The organism is uncultured Parabacteroides sp., from assembly GCF_905196875.1.
Taxonomy (GTDB): Bacteria; Bacteroidota; Bacteroidia; order Bacteroidales; family Tannerellaceae; genus Parabacteroides.
The window spans coordinates 125547-140199 of the sequence record NZ_CAJJWO010000002.1; the positions used below are offsets into that span (position 1 = coordinate 125547).

Consider the following 14653-nt stretch of genomic DNA (forward strand, 5'->3'; position numbering starts at 1 on the left):
GCAAAGTTGTGCCATAACGATGGCAAAGCTTTGTTGATGCTTACTGTGCCAGCGAGAACCTGAGGGCAACACCGTAATTCGAATTACTTGTCGGATAGGCTGCGTTGGAGATCAGCGGTTCGTTGATCTGCAGGTCGTAGAAGGCACGCAAGGTCAAGGCTCGGCTCAATCCGTAATCGGCAGAGAACTGGATCGTCTTGGCAATATTACCGCTGGTTGCTTGTGTAAAGCTGTCTTCTATCTTACGGATCAGAGACTGCATTTTATTGTAGGAAAAGTCCAGACGCACGGTCAGGTCATTGCTGAAGTCCCGTGTTTTCTTCATCTTTAATATTTTGTTGAACTCGGCGAACTTATATCCTAATCCGATCGTATACTTGTTTGAAAGTGCTTCAACGATCTGGTAAGAAGAGATATTCAGGTTCAGGTTGCGGCTCGTTGCATAGTCCATGCGGATCGTAATATTGTTCAGCATCGTTGCATCGACACCCAATAGCGGGTTGAAGCTTTCGTTGAGGCTGACGCTGGATATTTCGTATGGAGAAGACGGTATAGCCAGGTTATCTGAACCTTGTGTAAAGCCCATGTTGCCACCCAATCCTGCGTCTACCCAGGTAGAATAGGAATTGTAAGCACCGACATTATAGGTACAAACATACTGGTGACTTAACATTACGGTCTTGAAATATTTCTTCACGGCCGGAATGCGAACCAATCCGTCGTATGTAATACGCCAGTTCGGTAATAGGCTGCGCAGGGCAGGGAAAGGCGACGACGAGATATTGTTCGGGTCTTTTCCGGTATAGGCTGACAGGAAGGCCGGGATCAACACGTCAGCTGAATTTTTGTTGACTCCGCCTGGCGTATAAGGTTGTCCTGCCTGTCCGTTTTCTGTCAGGAAGCCTCCCGAAGGATAGTTTATTCCGCTATATTGGCCTTCAAGACGGTTGGCTATGATCTCTCGGTTTTCGATAAACTTGTTGAATGTTTCTGAAGCATATCCGTTGTCGATATTACCACTACCTTTAAAGAAACCTTTAAGACCGATGGTTGTCATAAGGAAGTTACCGCCGGTTTGTTGCGGCATGCCCGGATACATATATTGTATATCGGTACTGCGGGTATCTACCCGGTTGGCATTCAGGTCGATCTTCAAACCGGTGATAGGTTCGAGGTTTGCCCGTATGTTCAGGTTCTTTGCACTGCTCATTACGGCAGGCGTTATGTTGGTCGGGTTATAGACCAGCCATTCTCGTTCGTTGGCATCTTCCAGGAACTGACGGTTTACGGCACCAAAGGCAAAACCCAGACCTGGCGTCAGACCGAACGGAGAACGTCCCTGACCGAAAATGTCACCGATCATCGGACGGAATCCGGGAACCATCATACCATCGGTTGTCTGGTATTGGATGTTGATACGACGTACCATCATCAGGAAGCGTGAAGCATGTTCGGCTGCCTTATACAAGAAGTCTTCGGTTGCTTTAGGACTGGGTTTGATAGTTAGCTTCAGGTGAGCAGTATCCTGATTGAGAATCATTACCTGTGCGTAGTTGATAGGTTTGTACTTGATTGAGTACACCTTCCCATCGGCTCCGCGTGCAGTGATACGTACCTTTTTAGTGAACATGCCGTGTTGAACGACGGTTCCGCTATCCATATTCAGCTGTATGTCTTTTTCCAGTTTGATCTCTTTCTGTTCTTTCTTTTTGGTTGCCGTACGGGTGGCTGAGAACTTCTGGTTCACCTTTTTCAAGTATTTGTTCTTGTTATAGAGTGAAAGCATGTTCAAGCTGTTCTGTAAATCGAACTGCCGGTTGTTTTTAATCGTGTTACCGATTTCATACTCGGATTCTACAACGGCTCCACGGTCCCAGTTGTACTGCGCGTTGTAGGTCAACGAGCTGTTTACCCAGTCGAGTACAGGGATATATTGTAAAGGCAGGTTCCAGGTTACATTGAATGTCTGGTCGTATTTCAGCGGTGTACCTAAGTCGGCGATACTTTGCTTTACAGAGTCTTTCCATACTTGGTATACATCAGGATTCAGTTCTTTGTTTACCTGTACATACGGTTCTTCGATACGGGCATTCGTACCGGAAGTGAATGTCATATTCAGATTGTTTGTGAAGTCCCAGCGCAAGCTGAAAGCACGGTCCCAGTAGAAGTTTGAACTGAAGGACGCTTCCGGCTTACTGCCTGTGTCTTCCAGATCGCGCAACTGCAATTCGTAATAGTTACGCATCATGGCTGTCTGGAAACTGATGTTCGACGGGACATAGTTCAGGCTGAACTGTTTTGCGTAACGGGTGTATCCGTTGTTCTTCTTTATCTTCTGGAACGGACGGAATGGTTTTACGTATGGTGTGTAACTATACGATAAGTTTCCACGGTAATCCTTTGTCGTTTCGTATTCGGTTTCCGGATTCTGCGTTTTAGTCTGGCTGAAAGAGTAGCCGATCGAGAAGTTGGCCGGGTCGTAAGGCATCGGATTCTTACTGCGGATATCCGCTTTCACATTGTTGAACGAGATGCTTTTGATCACGGTTTTATCTACCGAAAAGTTCTTGATAGAGTCTTTTTCGGCTTTTGTCTCTACAGCATCGAGGGCATCGTTTAATTTGATATCCTGGTCGAGTGGGTTATATTGAGGCTTGGTCATTTCTTTCGAGTAAGCATAGTACATCGGAATGCTGACTTTTGCCTTTTCCGGGAAGAATTTACCCCATTCGATATTGGTTGCTATGTTATATTGTGAGAAGTCGTCGATACGACGTTCGGATAATGACTGGTCTAGTGCCCCGAAGCCGGCCGTTTCGATGCGTCCACCCACGTTGACTGTCCCCAGGTCGGATACGGCCACATTGAGGTTAGCATTGGCAGCCCATCCGCCTGACTCGTTGAAGTCGCTCAGGCGTAATTCGTTCACCCAAACTTCAGCACTCTTCACCGTATTCGATTTGTTACGAACACCGATCATGATGGTCTTTACTTCCGCTAGACTCGGGTTACCGACGATACTGATCGTATTGAGCATGTTGTTCGGGTCAGGCATCGAATAAACGGTCTGGAAATTAACTCCGTTGACTCCGGCACGTTTATCCTTGTTGCGTTGTAACTTAAGGTTTGTCAGTGCTTCGAAAGTGATGTTCATCGTGTTTGTCGTGGGATTCCAGACTTCTTCAGCTGTGAATCGCCTTCCTTTGCCTGTATAATCGGTCAATGTCAGAGGTACTTCGTATTCGTAGTAATTGTTCTTATAGTCGGACCCCAGACGAATGAATACGGACAGGTCGCCATTACTTGGGATATAAGAATCTTCGTCGCTTATCTTTTCTCCGTGGATGAACATTTGCATCTGTTTGTATTGGCGCAGGTCGTAAGAGGTATTTTTATATACCGCACGTGCATCAAACGGTGACAGTTCAGTCACTTTCATAGATAAAGCCTGTTCGTTCTGACGTGCCAGTTGAGGCTGTCCGGTCATAAGTTCACGGCTCACTCCCGGAGGTGTTACGTAGTTGACGGGTTCACGCGAACTGTTCTCTTCGATGTTCACCGAAGATACTTCCAGTGTGGCATTAGACTTAACAGGCACTTTTGGATCGGACAAATCTTGTTCGTAAGAACGCCAGTCGCCACGAACCAGTTCGAACGTAGCGAAACGAAGGATGGTCGGCTGTTTGAAATTCGTCATGTATAGACGCATGAAACGGATGGTCTTGAAGTCGTTGATACTTCCGACACGACGATTGTATTTTTTGATAGGTATTTTGAACTGATACCAGGTAACCTCTTCTTCCTTACTATTATTGGCATTGGTTCCATCCGGTAAGACAGGGTAGGTTTTTTTTGTACCTACAATATAGTTCGAACCTACTGCCAATTCACCACGACGAATGGGTACTTTGTATTCGAAGTACTTCTCATTCTCGTTCATGGTATTATCCTGGTTCAGATCTTCCACATCCGGGTTCTTTGAAGCGGAGGTGTCATATCTTTCTCCACTAGTGCCGGTTTCAGCGGAGTTTCCTTCAGTTCCGTTGTAGCGTTTATAACGGTCGAGAATACCGACCTGATTGGCGTCGAGGTCTGAACCACGAAAATAACGGTATCTATCGGTACCTGGGTTTCTGAGGGGAGAGAATTCGTCATTCTCCATGTCTGAGATGATATCAGGGTTCAGTTTTGTCTTCAGTTTCTCTATGAATTCCGCATAAGTAGGAAACTCCCGTTCCTCATCTGCGGACAGACCGTTCAGCCCGACATCTTGCTTGGTACGTGCTCCGGCAGTATTGTCGAAAGCGTATACAGTACTTTGTTGTTTAGGAATAAGTCCCCATACCGTGGAATCAACTTTGCTTCTGTCTCCATCGACGGGTAAGCCGTTCTCGAAGAACTTCCTTTCGTCTTTCAGTACGTCTTCGGATATTTCACCAAGGTTGAAGTATAAGTCTCCACCGTTATTGGTACCATTCTCATCTTCAAGAAACGGGTCGAGCATCCAAAATTCGATGTATTCGATATTGGCAGTCTCGAAGTCACTCTGATCGATTTTGCGCATTATACCACCCCAGCGTTTTTCCGGATTTTGTAATGTACCGTCGGAATTCACCAAATCGGCATCCAGGTTATACGGACCACGTTCATTCGGGTAGAAGGCAAGGTTCAATGCATTGATCGTACTGGTTTCATTATATCCCTGATCTTTGTCCGGAAATAATTCGGAAACCTGAATTTCACGGACATAATGATTGGATAACTGTTCTTTATCATTCTTGATATAGGATGGAGCTTGGCTGGAGTTTCTACGGGTGAACAAACCGTCCACATAATACCAGGCCAGCAAGGCACGGTTTTTACCATATTCTATATCGTTTACCAGTGAGGCTTCGGGGAACAAAGCGCTTGCTTTGTTATCGTCATACGGGGTACTGGCCAGTTTCCAGGGGTAAGGACTCAACAGGTCGAAGCCGCTTTGTGTCGACTCGAAATCATCTATATAGGAATAGCCTCCGTTTTCTTTACTTTCGTAATGTCCGGCAATCAAGTGGGCAAACTCGGCGTTGAATGAGATCTGGCTGGGTTGGGTCAGCGTAAGCAGCGGCAGTTTGTCGAACATATTGGTCAGCCACTGGCTTTCCGCTTTATAGGCTGTATTTAATCCCCATAGTGTATTCTTGATAGATTCTTCACCGATGGCCGTTTTTGTAGTCAGAGGCATTTCCGACATGTGCATGATGGTTGCTCCCAACGAGAAATTAGGTGTGAACTGGTAATTCAGGTCCAGCCCCATCATCGTTTTACGTTGCATGCTGTAAGCTGTCTGGTTTTCCAGTGATACGCTGACAGGTGTTCCCGCAGAGATGATACTTTCATTCAGGATTGTAACTGTTCCAGATGTATAATCGACTGTATAGTCTACATTTTCGGTAAGGGTGGCTCCGGCGGCAGTTACGCGTACTGATCCGCGCGCTACGTTGCTGGCTCCCAGTTGTATTTCGGCGGCGGAAGAGGCTTTGTATTCTCCCGTCATCTTGAATTTGTTCTTTTCGGCTATCTGCCGGGCAACTGTTTGTGTAGAGTCGTACAATTCCTGGAATACATATTTGTCGGCGACAGCTGCAGATATATTCTGCTCTATCATCTTTTTCTTCAGGCTGGAACCGAACGGTTCGACGCTCGGGAAGATCACTCTACCCATATCAGCCTGGATCGTGTACCCTTCTACGAAGTCGAAGAAACCATCGGCATGGGGTTCGTTCTGCGAGTTCAAACGGTCGGCACCCATGATCCGGATCCAGATCTGTTTTTTGTCTGTCGATTCCGGCAGATAGTTTAGGTAAGTACCTGTCGTATCACTCTGATACATCACATCCAGACGGAACTTTTCTTTCTGTACGGAATAAGCTCCCAGTGAATAGATGTTTTTCATCATCAGATCCCAATACTTCATGGCAGGTGACATCTCTGTACCTTTTAACAGCTTGGTGTAGATACATCCACTTGGATTTTCAGGATTATTGTCTGAGAACTCACCGACTTTTACTGTCTTAGGCGTGCCGTTATTGTCATATTGATATTCGTAGGCTACGGCTAAAACTTCACCGGGCTGCATACTTGTTTTAAGTGAAATATATCCCAATTGGCTATCGTATGTATATTCGGAAGCATCCAGTAAGCGCGCATTATCGACCTTTTCGTACTCCGATCCACCAACGAAAGCGGAAAGAGTCTGATTGACGGCCGTGTAGTTGCGTGCTCCGGCATAGGTGGTGATCATTTCGTTATATAAACTGTTCGCGTCGTTAGCCGGGAACTCAGGGTTTCCGTTTATCGGGAAAGCAATGGGATTCACCATGTAATTTCTGTCGTTCTCACCTATATCTGTAAAAGCAACAATGTTACGTGCCTGGTCGTAGTTTCCTCTTTTGTTGGTAACCCATACCTGGATGCGTTTGATCGTTATCTTTGAATTGATGGTAGGCAATGCCTTGACAGCTTCATCGTATCTGTTGCGGAAATAGTGTGATAGAAAGAAGTGTCTGTTCTCATCATACTTGTCGATGGTCAGTTCGAACGGCTTGGTTTGTACGCCGCCTTTCGAGTTTACGGTTTTTGACTCTGATTCCTGCTGTGCAAATAATGCGTTTACCCTCAGCTTTCCGAACTGAAGGTCAGCTTTCATACCGAACAGGGCGGCTCCCCCGTTTATCAGGGAGTTGTTGGTTGTCATCGATACGTTACCGGCTTCCAGTGACTTGATGATCTCGTCCTCTTCTCCGGTGTAAGCCAGTTTGAGCTTTTTAGAGTCGAAGTCGAATGAAGTCTCCGTATTGTAGTTCATATCGAAGTTTACTTTCGAACCGACGTTGGCTTGTACATTGAGCTGTACACTCTCGTCGAAGTTGAAGAATGTACGGCTACGGGCACGCTCGGGAAGTGAAGGGTCCTTGGTACTGTTACTTTTCAGGCCCATTGTAATTTCGGCGGACCCTTGTGTTCGTACGCGTACACCGCCCGGGCCGAATATTCTTTCCGCTGCGCCGATACCGAACTGCATATCGGCCAGGTTGAATTTTTTATCAGCTTCTTTCTGAAACTCCTCCTCGTTCTTCTGACGGTAATAGGAGCGAAGCGATTGTTGCATACTATAATCCTGGTATTCTTCGGGAGTCAGGCTGATAGGGGTGGTCAGGTCCTTGTCTCCCAATCGGGTACGAACCACATAAGTTCCGGTCTTGATGTCATATTCGACGGCTGTCTTTACGTTCTCAGGATCCCGTAAGTCCATCGGGGATTTCTTTGTCAGGTCTTCATAATCCTGCGGTATGGTTTTGGATACCGGATAACGGGTTGCCGGAACGGTGTCTTTACCGTCGGGCATGTCCTGTCCTTCCAGTAATTGGATATCTGGTAGTGTAGCCGTATATGTAAGGTAATCGGCATTCAGCGAGATCATGCCGGCCCCGAATAGTAGTACTGTTACCCAGATAAGATATTTTAGAGTTTTCTTTTTCATTTTAAACTGTCAACTGCCACTTCTCAACTGTCAACTATCAAAGCATTCTGAGTGCGCTTTTAATCACTTGTTCCACTGCCAGCATAGGCGAACTTTTCAGTATCGAGCTTACAGCCTTTTGTGAAGCTGCCTTTTGGAATCCCAACATAACCAGAGCGGCAACAGCCTCTTCTGCGACTGCACTATGGCCAGGCACCGGAGCAGCTGTTTCACCAACGACCATATCTCCGACTTTTACCTTGTTTTTCAGGTCGACCAGGATGCGTTGGGCTGTTTTTTGTCCGATACCTTTCACCGAGGTAAGTGCCGTTTCATTTTTAGTGGCGATCACCTGTATCAGTTCGGAAGGGGGAAGTGATGATAAGATCATGCGGGCTGTATTTGGGCCGACTCCGGATACGGAAGTCAACAGCAGAAACAACTCACGTTCTGCTTTCAGGGCAAATCCGAATAATAGGTGGGCATCTTCACGTATAACTTCATATACGTAAATTTTCCCGGAAGGTTTCCCGTTGAATGCGCTGTATGTAGTCAGAGATATGTTAAGTTGATAGCCAATCCCGGAACACTCGATTATCATTTGTGTAGGAGTCAGCTCTACAATATCCCCCTTAATATATTCTATCATTTTGCGTTACATCTTAGTAATTCGTACCTATTATAACGCAAAATTAAGCAAAAGCGTATATCAGACCTAAAGAAATCTTCAATAACGTGAATAATTATTCTCTTCCGGGGTATTCGGCAATGAAGGTTTCGAAGCAACCACGGTCCTGGAGAGTGATGTAGCAGCGTCGATTATCCGGGCCTCCAAAGGTTATGTTCGAAGGTTTTTTGCCTTTTAGTTGTATCTCACGGATCAATTTACCTTTCGGGTTGATGATCGCAACGCTTCCTTTATCATAACGGCAAAGGTATAAGTTCCCTTTCACATCACAGCGGATACCGTCCATCCCGAAGCCTTCAAAGGTGTGGAAAAGCTTTTTATTTTTGAGCGTCCCGTCCGGTTTGATATCATAGACCCATACCTTTAGCTGGGCAGACTCGTTAACATATAGCTTCTTCCCGTCGGGACTTACATCGATGCCGTTGGTCGTTCCCATATTTCCTTCCAAAAGACTCGCTTTCCCATCGGTTGTGATCAACCAGAGCTGTCCTTTTTTGTTGGGCCAGTCCGGATCGCTGGCATACAGGTTACCGTTGGGGGCCAGGGCGATGTCGTTGGGTTGGTTCATCTTCGGTTCATGGGCATATACACTGATTTCTTTGGTTTTCATATTTACCTTCAGGATATTGTGTCCGGTATAATCGGCAACCAGCATATTCCCTTCTTTATTGAACCGGATACCGTTACCTGTGGAACCTTCCGGCAGTGTCACGAAGCATTCGTGCGATCCGTCCGGATACACAATGCCGATCGTTCCTTCTTTGGCGTAATTCACGGCATACAGGTTTCCGGCCTTGTCGGTGGCTGGGCCTTCTATCCCGTTTGTAAAAGTACCTTCGGGCAACAGGTCGGTTGTCTCCCGTTGGGAGATTACTTGTGAGGTGGCTACCAGTGTGCTGCACAAGCAACCGATAATAAAGAGGAATATAGCAGGTGTTTTCATAATCTGTTATTTTATTGTTTCCAGAATCCGGGAACGAGTAAAGTCAATACTGTAAATATTTCTAGGCGGCCTGTCATCATCAGGAATGAAAGGAACCACTTGGATATGACAGGAACTTCGGAGAAGTTATCGACCGGACCCAGCTTTCCGAGTCCCGGTCCCACGTTACTTATGGCCGAAACGGCAGCTCCGATCGATTCCTCAAAGCCCAGTCCGTCAAGCATCAGAACGATGCAGCTCACTACAATAAGAAGCATGTAGGCAACGGCAAAAGCCAGTACACGATGTACCACTTCGCCGGATACGATATGTGTATCCATCCGCACCGGAATAATGGCATGGGGATGGGTTTGTTTCTTGAACTCATTGAAGAGGTTTTTGGAAAGGATGGCGAACCGTCCTATTTTTAATCCTCCGCAGGTAGAACCGGCACAACCGCAAATAAACATAAGGATCAGGGCTATCATCCAGAAAAACGGCCCCCATGGAATATAGTTCTCTGTGGCAAATCCGCAGGTGGAGACTAGAGTGACTACCTGGAATGAGGCTTTTCTGAACGCCGATAAGAAGTCAGTAGCAAACCCCTGGTACATTACCCAGGCTGTAGAAACGGCGATCATGATTGCCACAAACCAGAAAAACCAGCGAAACTCTTCGTCATGGAACAGTTTCTTCACATTTCCGTTGAAGCAGAAGTAGATCAACGTCATGTTGGTTGCTCCGATAAACATAAATATGGAGATGACGTACTCTGTGTAAGCCGAATCCCAGTAAGCGATACTGGCATTTTTAGTGGAATACCCCCCCGTAGAGATCGCTGTCATTGCATGGTTGACGGCATCGTATAAATCCATAGGACCTATCCATAACAGGCCGATCAGAAAGAGGGTGAGAAACAGATAGACACCCCAGAGCCTTTTGGCTACCTGGGTAACACGCGGACGGAACCGTTCGTGTGTAATTCCCGGCGTTTCCGCATTGAACATTTGGGTAGCTCCCCCGCCTAAGATAGGCATCAGGGCTACTGTAAATACGATCATACCGATACCTCCCTGCCACTGCGTAAGGCTTCGCCAGAACAGGACACCTTTCGGTAACGCTTCTATATCAGTCAGTATGGTAGAACCGGTGGTGGTAAATCCCGACATCGTTTCAAAAAATGCATCTGTTACATTGTCGATATAACCTCCCAGATAAAAAGGCAGCATGCCAAATAAAGAGAAAAGTATCCAGGTAAATGTTACGGTAAGCATCCCTTCACGTCGTCCTGCAGAATATTCGTTGGCACGGAAGCCGATTGCATAGAGTGTTACCCCTGTTCCGAACAGGATTCCACAGGAAAGCAATAAAGGATACAGATCGTTTCCTTTGTAGAGGAATGCAACGACTGCCGCCATCAGCATGAACAGCGTCTCGAGGATACACATCATCCCCAGCATTTTTATTATGAAACGTACATTCAGTAACATACTAATTAAAATAATCTTCCAGTTTACGCATGGCTGTTTCCAGACAGAAAACAACTACGTGGTCGTAGGCTTGTATTTGGGTATCACCTTTGATCATCATTGGCTCCCCGTCTCGTATCAGTCCTCCCAGCGTCAGGTCTTTCGGCAGACGCAGGTCTTTTACCTGTTTACGTGTGATTTTCGAGTCGGGACGTGCCACTAACTCTGCCACATCGGCATTGGCGAATGTCAGGAACTTCACGTTCGACACATCGGCATCCAATAAAAACTGGTAGATATGGCTGGCCGCTATTAGTTTTTTGTTGATAACTGAACCGATATCCATATTTTCCGCCAGTGGAATATAGTCGATATTTTCGATCTTGGCGACCGTTTTGAATACACCGAAACGTTTTGCTGCCAGACAGGCGAGTATGTTCGTACTCGAGTTATCTGTCAGGGCGACAAAGGCTTGTGCGTCTTTGATGCCTTCTTGTATAAGCAATTCGGTGTCGCGTCCGTCACCATTAATGATTAAAACATTGCTGGGAACCACTTCCGCTATGCGGTGACTTTTCTCTTTGTTGGTTTCCAGTATTTTTACACGTATATTATTCGGCAGATACTGACTGGTACGGATAGCGATGCGGCTTCCTCCCATGATAAATATCTTCTTCACTTCCGGATCTTTTTTGCCGGCATGTATCTGCACGTCTTTTATATGCTCTTTCGTGGTAGTAAAAAATACGATATCTCCTGGTAGGACATAGTCGGTACCACGTGGGATGATCGTTTCGTACTGCCGTTTGATGGCAACGATATGGTAGAGTTTCTGCTCGTTCAGCAATTCGGCCAATTGTTTATTTACCAGCCGTGAGTTTTCGCGAACCTTTACTCCGATCAGGATCAGGGCCCCCCCGAACAGCTCCCAATACTGGCGTGTCCAGGGACGGCGTACAGCATTCACTATTTCCTTGGCGGCAAGCATTTCCGGGTAGATCATTGAATGGATACCCAGTTTTTCGAACAGTTCTTTGTTTTTGGGTAAAAGATATTCGTAATTATTGATGCGGGCCAGTGTCTTGCGTGCCCCGAGTTTAGAGGCCAGGATACTGGCTGCTATATTTGTTGTCTCTTCAGGTGTAACGCTGACGAACAAGTCTGTCTTTTTTATTCCGGCTTCTTCCAGGTCACGGATTGAAGTCGGGTTTCCTACCATCGGGAGGATCTCCATGTTGGAATTAGTGAAATTCAATCGCTCCTCACTCGGGTCCATCAGGATAATATCCTGTTGTTCCTGCGATAACATCTTCGCGAGATGCGTACCCACTTCGCCTGCCCCGGCAATAATAATTTTCATGTTGTTATTAATTAATCGTTCACCATCTTTCTGATCTCTTCCGCGATACTATCGGCATTCAGGCCGCATAGCTTGTATAATTCGGGAATTGATCCGTGTTCAATGAATGAGTCGGGTATACCGATGCGTTTCACCCGCGGAGTATATCCGTTATCTGCCATGAATTCAAGTACGGCACTGCCTAAACCGCCTTGCACCACTCCATTTTCTACGGTGATGATGCGTTTGAACTTTTTGCCTACTTCATGTAATAACTCTTCGTCGATCGGTTTCAGATAAATCATGTCGTAGTGGGCAACCGATATGCCTTCACCCTTCATTTCACTGATGGCTTTTATTACTTCGTTTCCGATCGGACCCAAGGTCAGAACAGCTATGTCGTCTCCTTCGTTCAGTTTTTTTCCTTTGCCTATGGGCAGTACCTGCATCTTATTACGCCAATCCCTCATTTCTCCCTTACCCCGTGGATAACGGATCACGAACGTACCCGGAGCTTCCTTATATCCGGTGTACATCAGGTTTCTCAGATCCAGTTCATTAAGGGGGGAGGCGATGGCCAGGTTCGGGATCGGGCGGAGATAAGCAAGATCGAACATTCCGTGATGTGTAGCTCCGTCTTCACCTACCAATCCGGCGCGGTCGAGGCAGATCACCATATGCAGTTTTTGCAGTGCCACATCATGGATCAGATTATCGTATGCACGTTGCATAAACGACGAATATACATTACAGAAAGGAATCATTCCTTCTTTGGCCAGTCCGGCGGAGAAGGTCACTGAATGTCCTTCCGCAATCCCGACGTCGAATGCCCGCTTGGGGAATGCTTTCATCATATGGATCATCGAACTGCCTGTCGGCATGGCGGGGGTAATTCCCACGATCCGTTCGTCCTGTTCGGCCAGTTCTACCAGCGTATGCCCGAAGACATCTTGATACAGTTGCGGTTCATCCAGATTATGTATGATGATGCGTTCGCCGGTTTCCTTGTTGAACTTGCCGGGGGCATGCCATTCGGTGGCAGACTCTTCAGCCGGTTTGAAACCTTTGCCTTTCTTCGTTTTGATATGTAGTAACTTAGGCCCTTGCAGGTCTTTTATATCGTTCAGCAACTTGATCATGTAGTTTACATCATGTCCGTCTACCGGGCCGAAGTAACGAATGCTGAAACCTTCGAACAGGTTGTGTTGCTGTGTAAGTAATGCCTTCAGGCTGTTGTTGAAGCGGATGATATTCCCCCGGCGATCGTTGTTTATCAGCTTCATCTTTTTCAGGCCGCGATACACGTCGTAACGCATCTTGTTGTATGCCTGGCTGGTTGTGATATCTACCAGATACTGGCTCAATCCTCCCACACAGTTGTCGATAGCCATGTCGTTGTCGTTGAGGATGATCAGCAGGTTGTTGGGGTTGGCCGAGGCGTTGTTGAGTCCTTCGAAAGCAAGTCCTCCCGTCATAGCTCCGTCGCCTATTACGGCGATTACATGACGGTCTTTTTCTTCTTTCAATGCCGAAGCGACCGACATTCCCATAGCTGCCGAGATCGAGTTGGAGGCATGGCCCGCAATAAATGCGTCATAGGGGCTTTCTTCCGGGTTGGGGAAGCCGCTGATGCCTTTAAATTTACGAAGTGTATGGAATGCGTCCCTGCGTCCGGTCAGAATTTTATGTCCGTATGCCTGGTGGCCTACGTCCCAGACAATCCGGTCGTATGGGGTGTTGAATACGTAGTGAAGGGCGACGGTTAGTTCCACCGTTCCCAGGCTTGCTCCCAGGTGTCCGGGATTTTCTGAAAGTATATCTATAATGTATTGACGCAACTCTGCACATACTTCCCCCAACTTTTCCTGGGGCAACTTGCGTAAATCCTCCGGATAGTTAATGACGTTCAATATATGTTCATCCTTGCTCTCTGCCATATCTGCTAATTTTGTGGCAAATGTAAAGAATTAACGGCACATAAAATAGTTTTAGCCGCGCATTTCTTTGGCGGAGTAATTCTTTGTCTTAAGAAATAAGCTACTGTTTGTATCTGTTGCCCGGTTTTAAGTGCAGATGCAAACCTCATCTATTATTCGTCCGACAGCTGTTGTATATTCGTCTGACATTTGTTGTGTATTCGTCCGGCTGTTGTAGGTCACATATATAACAGCTGTCGGACGAATAGTGGATGGGGTAAGAAGAACTCGTAGTGGGGTTATTCGAAATATCCGTGTTCTTTCACCACATTCCCCTTGTCGTCGAAATAGACTTTCAGCCCTTTCTGTTCGCGGGTCATCAATACCACTTTGTATTTTACAAATGTACTGTTGTTTGAAACATAAACAGACTTTATCAGGCAGTCCTGATATGCTTTGTTCACTCCCTCCTGTAAGATTTGGGGGATTTCTGCGATGTCGATTTCATAAAACTTATCTGTATTCTCTGTTTGTGCATCGTTACCTGGTGTGTTTTGAGCCTGGATCTCTGATGTACATGCGGCGCTTATGGCAATCATTGCCATTAAAATAATCTTTTTCATACTTTCTTTTTTACCTTAAAAACCTAAAACCTAAATTTACCTATTGCCCTGTATTTATCAATATTCGTGCCAAAAAACGATCGGTGAAGCCCAACATTGGGTAACTTGCTGTAAACAGGCTGTTTGTTTCTTTATTTATGCCTTGGGGGTTAAATACGAAAAATGACTCCGGGGATCGGGAATGGGGAATTTTTC

At 46.3% G+C, this 14653-nt stretch carries 7 protein-coding genes; all 7 read right to left on the minus strand.

What is annotated here, in order from left to right; translation table 11 throughout:
- Positions 1-40 precede the first annotated feature (40 nt).
- A complete protein-coding gene (sprA, locus tag QZ076_RS01360) occupies positions 41-7522 on the minus strand; it encodes a cell surface protein SprA (RefSeq protein ID WP_293709602.1) in 7482 nt (2493 codons plus the stop codon).
- A 37-nt stretch (positions 7523-7559) separates the two neighbouring features.
- Entirely contained in the window at positions 7560-8150 is a 591-nt protein-coding gene (gene ruvA, locus QZ076_RS01365; protein WP_293709604.1) for a Holliday junction branch migration protein RuvA, read from the minus strand.
- Positions 8151-8244: 94 nt separating this feature from the next.
- On the minus strand, positions 8245-9132 hold the full coding sequence (locus QZ076_RS01370) for an SMP-30/gluconolactonase/LRE family protein (RefSeq protein ID WP_293709606.1): 888 nt from the start codon (positions 9130-9132) through the stop codon (positions 8245-8247).
- An 11-nt stretch (positions 9133-9143) separates the two neighbouring features.
- A complete protein-coding gene (locus QZ076_RS01375) occupies positions 9144-10601 on the minus strand; it encodes a TrkH family potassium uptake protein (protein WP_293709608.1) in 1458 nt (485 codons plus the stop codon).
- A 1-nt stretch (position 10602) separates the two neighbouring features.
- Positions 10603-11940 carry a Trk system potassium transporter TrkA gene (gene trkA / locus QZ076_RS01380; RefSeq protein ID WP_293709610.1) on the minus strand — a complete coding sequence of 446 codons (1338 nt, stop codon included), beginning with the start codon at positions 11938-11940 and terminating at the stop codon, positions 10603-10605.
- Positions 11941-11951: 11 nt separating this feature from the next.
- A complete protein-coding gene (gene dxs / locus QZ076_RS01385) occupies positions 11952-13856 on the minus strand; it encodes a 1-deoxy-D-xylulose-5-phosphate synthase (RefSeq protein WP_293709612.1) in 1905 nt (634 codons plus the stop codon).
- A gap of 278 nt (positions 13857-14134) precedes the next feature.
- Complete coding sequence (locus QZ076_RS01390; protein WP_293709614.1) at positions 14135-14458, minus strand: hypothetical protein; 324 nt, start codon at positions 14456-14458, stop codon at positions 14135-14137.
- Positions 14459-14653 lie beyond the last annotated feature (195 nt).

Bases quoted from the DNA above. Each gene is read 5' to 3' on its own strand.
- trkA (WP_293709610.1), bottom strand. From the start codon at position 11,940: ATGAAAATTATTATTGCCGGGGCAGGCGAAGTGGGTACGCATCTCGCG.
- QZ076_RS01390 (WP_293709614.1), bottom strand. From the start codon at position 14,458: ATGAAAAAGATTATTTTAATGGCAATGATTGCCATAAGCGCCGCATGT.
- dxs (WP_293709612.1), bottom strand. From the start codon at position 13,856: ATGGCAGAGAGCAAGGATGAACATATATTGAACGTCATTAACTATCCG.
- QZ076_RS01375 (WP_293709608.1), bottom strand. From the start codon at position 10,601: ATGTTACTGAATGTACGTTTCATAATAAAAATGCTGGGGATGATGTGT.
- sprA (WP_293709602.1), bottom strand. From the start codon at position 7,522: ATGAAAAAGAAAACTCTAAAATATCTTATCTGGGTAACAGTACTACTA.
- ruvA (WP_293709604.1), bottom strand. From the start codon at position 8,150: ATGATAGAATATATTAAGGGGGATATTGTAGAGCTGACTCCTACACAA.
- QZ076_RS01370 (WP_293709606.1), bottom strand. From the start codon at position 9,132: ATGAAAACACCTGCTATATTCCTCTTTATTATCGGTTGCTTGTGCAGC.